General features: G+C 27.9%; 12 protein-coding genes. All 12 read left to right on the forward strand.

What is annotated here, in order from left to right:
- Positions 1-74 precede the first annotated feature (74 nt).
- The 12 genes from mraY to Q1J78_RS03290 all read left to right on the forward strand — a co-directional run bounded on the left by mraY (position 75) and on the right by Q1J78_RS03290 (position 13,082).
- The gene (gene mraY, locus Q1J78_RS03235) at positions 75-1,040 is read left to right on the forward strand and encodes a phospho-N-acetylmuramoyl-pentapeptide-transferase (RefSeq protein WP_300278236.1); all 966 of its coding nucleotides are present in this window, start codon (positions 75-77) and stop codon (positions 1,038-1,040) included.
- A gap of 18 nt (positions 1,041-1,058) precedes the next feature.
- Positions 1,059-2,411, forward strand: coding sequence for a UDP-N-acetylmuramoyl-L-alanine--D-glutamate ligase (murD, locus tag Q1J78_RS03240; protein ID WP_300278239.1), 1,353 nt, complete (start codon positions 1,059-1,061; stop codon positions 2,409-2,411).
- A 285-nt stretch (positions 2,412-2,696) separates the two neighbouring features.
- Positions 2,697-3,800 carry an undecaprenyldiphospho-muramoylpentapeptide beta-N-acetylglucosaminyltransferase gene (gene murG, locus Q1J78_RS03245; protein ID WP_300278241.1) on the forward strand — a complete coding sequence of 368 codons (1,104 nt, stop codon included), beginning with the start codon at positions 2,697-2,699 and terminating at the stop codon, positions 3,798-3,800.
- Between the two features lie 221 nt (positions 3,801-4,021).
- Positions 4,022-5,173 carry a cell division protein FtsZ gene (gene ftsZ / locus Q1J78_RS03250; protein ID WP_300278244.1) on the forward strand — a complete coding sequence of 384 codons (1,152 nt, stop codon included), beginning with the start codon at positions 4,022-4,024 and terminating at the stop codon, positions 5,171-5,173.
- Positions 5,174-5,295: 122 nt separating this feature from the next.
- The gene (gene nrdR, locus Q1J78_RS03255; protein ID WP_300278247.1) at positions 5,296-5,754 is read left to right on the forward strand and encodes a transcriptional regulator NrdR; all 459 of its coding nucleotides are present in this window, start codon (positions 5,296-5,298) and stop codon (positions 5,752-5,754) included.
- A 4-nt stretch (positions 5,755-5,758) separates the two neighbouring features.
- Positions 5,759-6,472: a peptidoglycan editing factor PgeF gene (gene pgeF, locus Q1J78_RS03260; protein ID WP_300278250.1), complete on the forward strand. Its 714-nt coding sequence runs from the start codon at positions 5,759-5,761 to the stop codon at positions 6,470-6,472.
- 75 nt (positions 6,473-6,547) lie between these two features.
- Positions 6,548-7,237, forward strand: a complete 690-nt coding sequence (locus Q1J78_RS03265; protein WP_300278253.1) for a winged helix-turn-helix domain-containing protein — start codon at positions 6,548-6,550, stop codon at positions 7,235-7,237.
- Between the two features lie 39 nt (positions 7,238-7,276).
- A complete protein-coding gene (locus Q1J78_RS03270) occupies positions 7,277-8,551 on the forward strand; it encodes a HAMP domain-containing sensor histidine kinase (protein WP_300278256.1) in 1,275 nt (424 codons plus the stop codon).
- Positions 8,552-8,731: 180 nt separating this feature from the next.
- The gene (locus Q1J78_RS03275) at positions 8,732-10,060 is read left to right on the forward strand and encodes a DUF512 domain-containing protein (RefSeq protein ID WP_300278259.1); all 1,329 of its coding nucleotides are present in this window, start codon (positions 8,732-8,734) and stop codon (positions 10,058-10,060) included.
- A 36-nt stretch (positions 10,061-10,096) separates the two neighbouring features.
- Entirely contained in the window at positions 10,097-11,422 is a 1,326-nt protein-coding gene (gene der / locus Q1J78_RS03280) for a ribosome biogenesis GTPase Der (protein WP_300278268.1), read from the forward strand.
- Between the two features lie 23 nt (positions 11,423-11,445).
- Complete coding sequence (gene plsY / locus Q1J78_RS03285) at positions 11,446-12,054, forward strand: glycerol-3-phosphate 1-O-acyltransferase PlsY (RefSeq protein ID WP_300278262.1); 609 nt, start codon at positions 11,446-11,448, stop codon at positions 12,052-12,054.
- Positions 12,055-12,074: 20 nt separating this feature from the next.
- Complete coding sequence (locus Q1J78_RS03290) at positions 12,075-13,082, forward strand: NAD(P)H-dependent glycerol-3-phosphate dehydrogenase (protein WP_300278265.1); 1,008 nt, start codon at positions 12,075-12,077, stop codon at positions 13,080-13,082.
- Positions 13,083-13,239: the final 157 nt, after the last annotated feature.

Below are 13,239 nucleotides of genomic sequence, written 5' to 3' on the forward strand. Positions count from 1 at the left end.
CTATTTACAAGAAAAATATAAAGTATATAATAGATAAAGTAATATTTAAGAGATAATAGGAGGAAATCTAAATTATGGATATTAAACAAGTAGCTATTACAATGTTAATATCATTTGTAATAGTTGTAATAATAGGGCCAATATTTTTACCTATATTACACAGATTAAAATTTGGGCAAACTGTAAGAGATGATGGACCACAGACACACCTTGCAAAAAATGGTACACCGACAATGGGTGGAATTATGTTTATAATAGGTATAACGATTACTGTACTATTGAGAAATCACGGTTTAGATTCTCAAGTGTTAGTAGGACTTATATGTATGTTAGGGTTTGGTTTAGTAGGATTTCTTGATGACTTTATAAAAATAAAAATGAAAAGATCATTAGGATTAAGAGCTTGGCAAAAAATAGCTTTCCAATTTGCTATAGCATTATATGTTTCATATTATCAATATACTGCATCACCAATGGGATCAAAAATAATGATACCATTTACAAAAGGATATATAGATTTAGGTATTTTATATGTTCCAATAATGATGTTTATAATAATAGGAACAGTAAATGCAGTAAATTTAACTGATGGACTTGATGGTTTAGCATCTGGAATAACAGCTATAACATCTACATTCTTTGTTATATTTGCAATGTTTGTAGCAAAAAATCCAGAAGTATCTATGTTTGCAGCAGCAACAGTTGGTGCATGTATAGGATTTTTAGTATTTAATGTAAATCCTGCAAAAGTATTTATGGGTGATACAGGTTCTATGGCATTAGGTGGAGCATTTGTTTCATTTGCGGTTTTAACAAATTCAGTACTTTTAATACCTATAGTAGGTGGAATATATTTTGCAGAAGCATTGTCAGTTATAATTCAGGTTACATATTATAGAAAAACAGGAAAAAGAATATTTAAAATGGCACCTCTTCATCATCATTATGAACAATGTGGATGGCCAGAAACGAAAGTTGTTTTCATATTCTGGATAGTATCTATTGTACTAGCTTGGATAGGAGTAGTAGCAGGATTTTAAAAATTGGAGGATGAGAAAATGGAATTAAAAGGAAAGAAAGTTCTACTTGTAGGTCTTGCAAAGACGGGGATATCTACAATAAAATGTCTTGCAAAATACGGAGCAGATATAACAGTAAATGATATAAAAACAGAGGATAAACTTGAGGAAATAATCTCTGAAATAAAAGATATTGATGGAATAAAATATATTTTAGGACATCATCCAGAAGATATAAGTGATATCGATATGGTAGTTGTTTCTCCAGGCGTTCCTTTAGACCTTCCATTTATAAAAAAAATAATAAATAATAATAAAGAATTAATAGGCGAAGTTGAATTAGCATATCGTCTTTCTAAAAAACCTTACTTTGTTGGTATAACAGGTACAAATGGAAAGACAACAACTACAAGTTTAACAGGAGAAATATTTAAAAAAGCAAATAAGGAAACTTATATTGTAGGTAATATAGGTAATCCTGTAATTGATGCAGTTCAATGTGCAAATGAAAAAGCTTGTTTTATAACTGAACTAAGTAGTTTTCAGCTTGAAAGTATAGTTGATTTTAAACCTAATGTAAGTGCAGTTCTTAATATAACAGAAGACCATATGAATAGACATCATACTATGGAAAATTATATAGATGCAAAATCTAGAGTATTTATGAATCAAGACAAAACTGATTTTTGTGTTTTAAATTATGATGATGAGATAACTAGAAACTTAGCAGAAAAATGTAATGCAAATGTAGTATTTTTCTCAAGAAAAGAAATGTTAAAAAAAGGTGTTTACCTTGAAGAAGGAAATATAATTATAAATATTGATAAAAAAATTAATTTAATGAAAGTAGAAGAACTTTCTTTACCAGGAGGACATAATTTAGAAAATTGCATGGCTGCTATAGCTATGTCTTATGTCTCTGGAATAGATATATCTGTAATAAAAGAAGTATTAAAAACTTTTAAAGCTGTTGAACATAGACTTGAATTTGTAAAAGAAATAAATGGAATAAAATATGTAAATGATTCTAAAGGAACAAATCCTGATTCTACAATAAAAGCAGTTCAAGCATATGAAAATCCTATAATACTTATAGCTGGTGGATATGATAAAGGCAGTGACTATAATGAACTTTTAGAAATTGCAAAGAAAAATGTAAAAACAATAGTCCTTATGGGAGAAACATCAGATAAAATAGAAAAAACAGCTAAAAATCATGGAATATTAGATATACACAAAGTTGAAAATATGAAAGAAGCTGTTTTAACTTGTAGTAAATTAGCTAAAGAAGGAGATGTAGTTCTTCTTTCTCCAGCTTGTGCTAGTTGGGGAATGTATAACAACTTTGAAGAGAGAGGAAAAGACTTTAAAGATAATGTAAATAATCTATAAAGAGGATATATTTTTAGGTCATGATATAGTGTCTCTATAACATGACCTTATTTTTTATTTAATAAAATTATTCAAATAATTTAAAATAATATATAGAAATATGTTAAAAGAGGAGTTTAAAAAATTTTTTTATCTGATATAATATTATAAGTAGAAATTATATAATTATAATTAATATATTTATAGAACAAAATATTTCTATCTATTATTTTAAACTATGAAAATATCCAATTATTCATTTAATTGTATTTATAAAGGACGAAAATAAAAATAGGAGATAAAAAAATGAGAGTAATATTATCAGGCGGAGGTACTGGAGGTCATGTGTATCCAGCAATAGCAATAGCTAATAAAATTAAAAGTGAAAATCCAGATGCCGAAATACTTTTTGTAGGTACAAAAAATGGTATCGAATCTGAAATTGTACCTAAATATGGATACAAGTTAGAAACAGTTACAGTACAAGGATTTAAAAGAAAAATAGATTTTGAAAATGTAAAAAGAGTTTTTAAATTGTTAAAAGGACTTGGACAAACAAAAAAAATAGTTAAAAAATTTAAACCAGATGTAGTAATAGGTACTGGTGGGTATGTAAGTGGACCGGTTCTTTTTAATGCATCTACAAGAAAAATACCTTGTATAGTACATGAACAAAATTCATTCCCAGGTGTAACAAATAAAATATTGTCAAAAACTGTTACAAAAGTATTAACTAGTTTTGAAGATTCACACGCAAGATTTCCAGAAGCTAGTCAGTCTAAATTAGTATTTACAGGAAATCCTGTTAGACAAGAAATACTTGATGCTGATAAATGTGAAGCTAGAAAAAAACTTGGAATTGACGAAAATAAAAAATTAGTTCTTTGCTATGGTGGTAGTGGAGGGTCAAAAACAATAAATAAAGCTATGGAAAAAGCAATTAAACACATGGTTGATGAAGACATAGCATTTATATTTGCCACTGGTAAAAGATTTTATGATGAATTTATGGAGAATATAAAAGATATAAAATTAAATAAAGATCAAAGAGTAATTCCTTATTTAGAGGATATGGCAAATGGTCTTGCAGCAAGTGATATAGTAATAGGAAGTGCAGGAGCTATTTCTTTAGCTGAAATAACAGCATTAGGAAAGCCTTCTATAATAATACCAAAAGCATATACAGCGGAAAATCATCAAGAATATAATGCAAAAAGTATAGAATCTAAAGGTGCAGGAGTAGCAATTTTGGAAAAGGATCTTACTCCAGAAAAATTAGATAAAGTATTATTTAAAATATTAAAAGATGAAAAAATACTATCTGATATGTCAGCAGCAAGTAAAAAAGCAGGTAGACCAGAAGCAATAAATTTAATATATGATGAAATAGAATCTGTAATTGAAAAATAAATATATATAAATATCATTTGATAAAAAAAGGTAATTTTATTATACAATTAACAAAATTACCTTGCAATATAGTGCTATTTAGAAGTAAAATGATATTATAGCTATTTATGTAAATATAGTGGAAAATATATTCCAATAAATTTATTATAGATAAAATAGAATGAAGAATATTATATGATAACTTTAATTATCACATTAGATATAGAACAGGAGGAATGTTGATGCTAGGTTTTGATGTAGAGTTAGAAGAATGGGTCAAAATAAAAGTAGTTGGCGTCGGTGGTGGCGGAAGTAATGCAGTAGATGGAATGGTCGATGCTAAAATAAATGGTGTAGATTTTATATCTGTAAATACTGATAAACAAGCTTTATGTAGATCAAAAGCTGAATATAAAGTTCAAATAGGTGAAAAACTTACTAAAGGACTAGGAGCTGGAGCTGACCCAGAAGTTGGAAAAAAAGCAGCTGAAGAAAGTAAAAATGAAATTATAAAATTATTAGAAGACTCAGAAATGGTATTTATAACAGCAGGAATGGGCGGTGGAACAGGAACAGGAGCTGCTCCAGTAATAGCTGAAATAGCAAAAGATCTTGGAAAATTAACTGTAGGTGTTGTTACTAAACCGTTTACATTTGAAGGTAGAAAAAGAATGAAACAAGCTGAAGCAGGTATAGAGGAGTTAAAAAGTAAAGTCGATACATTAATAACTATACCGAATGACAGATTACTTCAGGTTGTTCAAAAAAATACATCTATGTTAAAAGCATTCTCTATAGCAGATGATGTTTTAAGACAAGCAATACAGTCAGTATCAGAACTAATAAAAGTTCCTGGTATTATAAATCTTGACTTTGCAGATGTTAAGAGAATAATGGGAGATAAAGGTCTTGCACATATAGGTATAGGTAGTGCTAAGGGAGATAATAAAGCTATTGAAGCAGTAAGACAAGCTATAGAATCTCCACTTCTTGAAACTTCAATAGTAGGAGCTAGAGGAGTTATACTTAATATATCTGGTGGATTAGATTTAAGTTTAGTTGAAATTAATGAAGCTTCTAACATAATTTATGAATCATGTCATGAAGATGTTGATTTAATATTTGGTGCAAATGTTAAAGAAGAATTAGGTGATGAAGTAACTGTAACAGTTATAGCAACTGGATTTGATCCTCAGATGCAAAATGTAGCAAAAGAGACTACTAGAATAATAAAAGAAGAATTAAATAGAGAGATAGCTACAGTTGAAACTAAAGAAGAAACTGTAGAAGAAACTCCTTCAATAAAAAGTACTATAGAAGAAACTTCTGCTATAGAAGAAGATTGTGAAATGGAAATACCAATATTCATAAGAAATAGAAAAAAAAGAAAATAGATTAAAATTAAGCTGACATTATTGTCAGCTTTTTTATTTGTCGAATATTAAAAGTTGACAAAATAAAAAATAATGTTATGATATTATAAATAATCGAGAATAAATTAATGGGAGGATTTAATATGCAGTGCCCTTTTTGTGGATTTAGAGAATCAAAAGTTGTAGACTCAAGACATACTGACGCTAATACAATAAGAAGAAGAAGAGAATGTGAAGAATGTAAAAAAAGATTTACAACATATGAAAATATAGAAATGACACCTATAATGGTTATAAAAAAGGATGAAACAAGAGAATTATTTGAAAGAAATAAAGTTAAAAAAGGAATAATGAAGGCTTGTGAAAAAAGACCAGTTTCTATAGAAGATATAGAAAAACTAGTATCAGAAGTAGAATATAAAATAAATAGAAAGTATTTAGGAGAAGTTGAATCAAACGTCATAGGAGAAATGGTTATGGACGGTCTTAAGGATTTAGATGAAGTCGCATATATAAGATTTGCTTCAGTGTATAGACAATTTAAAGATATAAATACTTTTGTAAATGAACTGAAAAATATCCTTACAGAAAAAGGAGAATAAATATATGAAAAATTGTTTAGAAGAAAAAATAAAGTTTGAAAAAAATGGATTTGCAAAGATAATAATAACTACTAGAGAATTTGATGCAAAAAATATAAATGATTTAAAAAAGATATCTTCAATTTATAATTTAAATTTTGAAAATATAACAAATTCAAATCAAATACACTCAGATATAATCAGAATAATAACTAATGATAATGTTGGTAAAGTAGAAAATGGGGATGCCATGATAACTAATTTAGCCAATACACCTCTTATAATATACACAGCAGATTGTGTTCCAATTGTCCTAATAGATAAAAATAAAAAGGTTGTTGCAAATATACATGCAGGTTGGAGAGGAACATATTCTAAAATAGTAGAAAAAACAATTAAATCTATGTTAAATAAATTTGGATCAAATATTGATGATATTCACTGTATAATAGGCCCTGCAATAGGTCCATGCTGTTATGAAGTATCAAAAGAATTAGTTGATAAATTTAACACAATTATTACAAATAATGACTGTAAATTTTATATAATGAAAGAAGATAAATTTTATATAGATTTAACAGAAGTTAACACTTATTTACTAAAAAAATGTGGTATAAAAAAAGAAAATATTAATAATTTAAGAATATGTACATCTTGTCAAAATGATTCGTTTTATTCTTATAGAAAAGATAATAAAACAGATAAAAGAATAGGTACAATAGTTGAAATTAACTTATAGTTAAGGAAAGAGGATTATAATATAAATAAGTGTAAAAAATAAAAATATAAGTTATTTGATAAAGGAGTGTTTACAGTGAATGAGAAAGTTTTAATAATAGATGATGAAATACATATAGTTGAACTGCTTAAGTTTAATTTACAAACATCGGGATATAATGCAATATGTTCATATGACGGATTTGATGGGTTTATAAAAGCAAAAGATGAAAAACCTGATTTAATACTTTTAGATTGGATGTTACCGAATATAAGTGGAATAGAAGTATTAAAAAAGATAAGACAAGATTCAGATTTGAAAAATACACCTGTAATAATGCTAACAGCTAAAAATATGGAAGATGATAAAGTAGAAGGACTTGAAGTAGGTGCTGATGATTATATAACTAAACCATTTAGTGTAAAAGAACTTTTAGCTAGAATAACTTCAGTTATGAGAAGATATGGAATGAATTTGGAAAATAGTAATGATGAATTATCTACAGGAAATCTAAAATTAAACCTTATAAAACATGAGGTAAAAATAGATGATAAAAAAGTAGATTTAACTTTAAAAGAATTTGAACTTTTAAAATTACTTCTAAAAAATCGTGGTAAAGTATTATCTAGGAATTTTTTACTAGATGAAATATGGGGGTATGAATACTATGGTGAAACAAGAACAGTAGATGTTCATATAAGATATCTTAGAAAAAAATTAGAAGAAGCAGGAGCAAATGAAAAATATATTGAAACTATAAGGGGTGTTGGGTACAAGATAGATTAATAATATTATAATAAATTAAATTTAAATAGGAGGTAGACTATGGGGGATATAAATAATATTGAAACGATAATAACGCTAATTTCTATAGGAATAGCTATAGTTTCAATACGATACGCTATAAATTTAAAAAAATATTTTAAAGAAATAATAAATGTTTCAAAAAGAGTAAGTAATAATGAACATCATGTAAGAATGGATTTAGGAGGAAATGGTGAATTGGGGGAATTCGCCAAAAATTATAATGAAATGATTAAAAGTTTATATAAAACTTTTGATGAATTAGAATATAAAAACTTACAATTAAAAAGTATATTAAAAAGTATATCAAATGGGATATTGGCAATAGATATAGAGGGAAATATACTTCTTATAAATGATGAAGCTAAAAAAATAATAAATTGTCCTTTAGATACTATGGTAGAAGGAAGAAATATTTCTTTTGCAATTAGAGAAGAAGAAATATTAAAACAGATAATGCTTTTTATGGGCTCAAGAGAAAATGAAAAGATTTCAATAAAATTAGAAGATGGAAGATTTTGTAGGATAAAATTAGATCCAGTATATCTTCAGAATAATAAAAGTATAATAATAGGTTCAATTGTAAATTTAGAAGATATATCTGAAAGAGTAAAAATAGAAAATATGAGGAAAAATTTTGTGGCAAATGTAAGCCATGAATTAAAAACACCTCTTACATCGATAAGTGGATTTGCAGAAACATTGAAATTAAATGAAAACATAGATATAGAAACAAGGAATAGATTTTTAGATATAATAGATGGGGAAGCGAATAGATTAAGAAGATTAATAGAAGATATTCTGACATTATCTTTTATAGAAACAGATACAAAAAAAGAGAAAGACGATGTAGATTTGTATGATGTCTACAAAAAGGTAGAAGATATGTTAAATATATCAGCAAAATCTAAAAAGATTGAATTGAATTGCAATGCAGAAAAATCGATTATTATAAAGGCTAATGAAGACTATATAAAACAAATTATATTAAATTTAGTTGATAATGCTATAAAATATACACAAGAAAATGGAAAAGTGAATGTCGATATATATGAGGAAAATAATAAAGCTATATTAAAAGTATCTGATAATGGAATTGGGATACCAAAAGAAGACCAAGATAGAATATTCGAAAGATTTTATAGGGTTGATAAGGCTAGAAGTAGAGAAATTGGCGGAACAGGATTAGGTCTTGCTATAACAAAACATATAGTTATAAACTTAGGTGGAAATATTTCTGTAGAAAGTGAAATGGAAAAAGGGAGCACATTTATTGTAAGTATACCTCAAAATTAAAATTATTAAAAAGGACACTAAATGGTGTCCTTTTATTTTTAAATAGTTGAATACTTTCTTTAAAAATGTTATCATAAAATGATATGTAATGACTTTTTATAGGTTTAATGAAATTGATATTTTGTAATTAATAAATTTAGTTAGAGATATAATAAATTTTAAGAAAGGATAGTATCAAAAGTGGAAGTTAATGTAAAAAATTCGAATAATATAATAAGTAGAATATATCCAGGAAGTATAGCTGAAGAGTTAGAAATAGAAGTAGGAGATAACTTAATTGCAGTTAATGGAGAACACGTAAAAGATATTATACAGTACAGATTTCTAACTGATGATGAATATATTGAACTTGAGATACAAACAAAAAGTGGTGAAAGAGTAGTATATGAAATAGAAAAAGACTATGATGAAGAACTTGGTATAGAATTTACAAATCCTATAATAGATAGTGCAAAAAGTTGCAGAAATAAATGTATGTTTTGTTTTATAGATCAATTGCCAAAAGGTATGAGAGAAACATTATATTTTAAAGATGATGATTCAAGATTATCATTCTTACAAGGAAATTTTGTCACTCTTACAAATATGAGTGAGCAAGATATTGAAGATATAATAAGATATAGAATAAGCCCTATAAATATTTCTGTACACACTACAAACCCAGAGCTTAGACAGAGAATGATTACAAATAGGTTTGCAGGAAGACTTTATGGTATAATGGAAAGACTTGCAGAAGCGGGTATAACAATGAATTGTCAAATAGTTTTATGTCCAGGAGTTAATGATGGTAAAGAACTAGAAAGAACAATAAATGAACTATCAGCATTATATCCAAATGTAAATAGTGTTGCAATAGTTCCAGTAGGTGTTACAAGATATAGAGATCATCTACCTCATCTTGAAATATTTAATAAAGAAACAGCTAATGAAGCTATTGATTTAGTTGAAAGATTACAAAAGGAGTGCCTTGAAAAATTTGGCTCAAGATTTGCATTTATGTCTGATGAGTTTTATATTATAGCTAAAAGAGAGATACCAGACTTTGATTCTTATGAAGGTTTTCTTCAATTTGAAGATGGTGTTGGAATGATAAGAAAGCTTGGTACAGAAGTTGAAAATTATTTAAATGAATTGCCGGATAATTATGAAGTAAGAGAAAAAACAGTTTCTATAGCAACAGGAAAATCTGCATATGAGTTTATTAAAGGTATGGCTCAACTTGTTATGGATAAATTTCCACAGGTTAAAATAAATGTATTTAAAATAAAAAATGAATTTTGGGGAGAAACTATTACAGTTTCAGGTCTTATAACAGCTCAAGATATAATAAAACAAACAGAAGGAAAAGAAAGAGGAGAAACTCTTTATATAACAAGAAGTATGCTTAAGGCTGATGAACTAATATTTTTAGATGATATAACACTTGAGCAACTTGAAGAAATTTTAGGAAATGAGGTCGTTCCTTGTGAAAATGAAGGACACGATTTTGTAGATAAGATATTAAAATAATGAAATAAATTTTAGGAAGAAAGGATGGTTGAAGATATGTCAGATATGAATAGACCGATTGTCGCAGTAGTTGGTAGACCAAATGTAGGAAAATCAACTATATTCAACAAATTTGCAGGAAAAAGAATATCTATAGTGGAAGATACTCCTGGAGTAACTAGAGATAGAATATTTACAGAGGTAGAGTGGTTAAATAAATACTTTACATTAATAGATACTGGAGGAATTGAGCCTAAAAGTGATGATATAATAGTATCTCAGATGAGAAATCAAGCTATGCTTGCTATGGATATGGCTCACGTTATATTAATGGTAGTTGATGGAAAACAAGGTATAACTGCAGCAGATAGAGAAATAGCAGAGACTTTAAGAAGAACAAATAAACCAGTTATATTAGTTGTAAACAAAATAGATAGTATGAGTCAGTATGACAATATATATGATTTTTATGAACTTGGATTAGGAGAACCATTTGCAATATCAGGTGCAAATAGTATGGGACTTGGTGATTTACTAGATGAAATAGTTGCTAATTTCCCAGAAGGTCTTAATACAGAAATAGATGAAAATACTATAAAAGTAGCTATAACAGGTAAACCAAATGCTGGTAAAAGTTCTATATTAAATAATATATTAGGTGAAGATAGAGTTATAGTAAGTCCGATTGCAGGAACTACTAGAGATGCAGTTGACACATACTTTGAGAAAAATGGACAAAATTATTTATTAATAGACACAGCAGGACTTAGAAGAAAAAGTAAAGTGTATGAAAGCGTTGAAAAATATAGCGTTATAAGAGCTATGAGTGCAGTAGATAGAGCTGACGTTGTTCTTATAGTAATAGATGCAAATGAAGGTGTTACAGAACAGGATACTAAAGTTGCAGGGATAGCACACGATGAAGGTAAAGCATGTATATTTGTAATAAATAAATGGGATATAATAGAAAAAGATAATAAAACAGTTAAAAAATATACTGATGATATAAGAAGTAAATTCCCATTTATGTCATATGCACCAATATTATTTGTATCAGCACTTACAAATAAAAGAATGAATAAAATATTAGAAACAGTAGATTTTGTAGCTTCAGAACATAGTAAAAGAGTATCTACATCAGCACTTAATGAAGTAATAGGAGAGGCAGTTATGTTAAATCAGCCACCTTCTGATAAAGGAAAGAGATTAAAAATATATTATGGAGCTCAAACTGATATAAGACCTCCAAAAATAACTCTTTTCATTAATGATAAAGAACTTACTCACTTCTCATATCAAAGATATCTTGAAAATAGAATAAGAGAAAACTTTGGATTCGAGGGGACTTCAATAAGATTTGAATATAGACAGAAAAAGAGATAGTTAAAGGAGGGTAATTATAAAGAATGTTAGGTTATATTGTAATTGCTATAATAGCATATTTACTAGGGAATATATCTACATCTTACATAATAGCCAAAAGAGTAGCAGGGATAGATATAAGAACAAAAGGTTCTGGAAATGCAGGTTCAACTAATGTATTGAGAACATTAGGTAAAAAAGCTGGTGTAATGACTTTTTTAGGTGATGTCCTTAAAGGTATGATTGCGGTTTTAATAGCTTATATAATAGCTAAATTAGTTAATATTGATATAATTACTGCTAAATACATAGCAGTAGTATTTGTTGTAGCTGGACACAACTGGCCAGTATTTTTAGGATTTAGAGGCGGTAAAGGTGTAGCAACTTCTTTAGGAGCAATGCTTGCAGTCAATCCAATAGCAGCACTTAGCTGTTTGGGAGTATTTATAGTAATTGTATTAATTACTAAATATATATCATTAGGGTCTGTACTTGGAATAGCTTGTTCTCCTATTTTTATGTATCTAATGAAAAAAAATGAGGGAATACCAGTAACAATATTTTTAGTTATATCTGTAATATATACACATAGAGAGAATATTAAAAGAATTTTGAATGGAACTGAAAGAAAATTAGGAGAAAAGAAAAATTAAATATTTTCAGGAGGGGTACTATGAAAAAAGTTTGCGTATTAGGAACAGGTAGTTGGGGTACTGCTTTAGCTTTGAGTTTAGCAAAAAATAAATTTGAAGTTCTTATGTGGACTAGACGAAAAGAACAAGCTGATTATATTAACAAAAATAGAGAGAATACAGAATATCTTCCAGGAGCAAAATTTCCTGAAAATTTAAATGTAACTGACAATATGGATGAAGCTATAAAAGATAGTGAAATAATAGTTATTGCAGTGCCATCACAGTCTGTAAGAGAAATTTGCTCAAAATTAAAAGGAAAATTAAATTCAAATCAAATTATAGTTAATGTAGCAAAAGGTCTTGAAAAAGGCAGTGGAAAAAGATTATCAGAAGTTTGTAAAGAGGAACTTCCAGATTCCAAGTATGTTATGCTTTCTGGTCCTTCTCATGCTGAAGAAGTAGCAAAAGAGCTACCAACTACAATTGTCGTAGCATCTGACTGTATAGAATCAGCACAAATTATACAAGATGCATTTATGTCACCTAGTTTGAGAGTATATACAAATCCAGATCTTATAGGTGTTGAATTGGGTGGAGCATTAAAAAATATAGTAGCTTTTGGTGCTGGAATATGTGATGGTTTAGGCTATGGTGATAATACAAAGGCAGCTTTAATGACAAGAGGAATAACAGAAATAAGTAGACTTGGGATAGCTATGGGAGCAAAAGTAATCACATTTACAGGTCTTTCTGGAATAGGTGATTTAATAGTTACTTGCACAAGTATGCATAGTAGAAATAGAAGAGCTGGTATACTTATTGGAAAAGGATACTCACTTGAAGAAACTCTAAAAGAAATAAAAATGGTTGTTGAAGGTATAACAGCAACAGAAGTTGCTCATGATGTAGCTAAAAAATTAGGTATCGATATGCCAATAACAAATGCTATTTATGGAGTATTGCATGATGGATTAGAACCATCAGAAGCTATAAACAGACTTATGACTAGAAATAAAAAAAATGAAGTAGAACATATAGGACTATAAGAAATAAAGAGAGTATATCAAAATTACTTCAGGATTCAGTAGTATGCACGTTTATATAATATATTTAATATTGCGTGCCACTTGTAGAATGTTGTGTATTTGTATATACCCTCTATTATTTTAACTATAAGTAAAATAAATATATAAAATTATAATA

This window comes from Peptacetobacter sp., assembly GCF_029264495.1.
Lineage (GTDB): Bacteria > Bacillota > Clostridia > Peptostreptococcales > Peptostreptococcaceae > Peptacetobacter.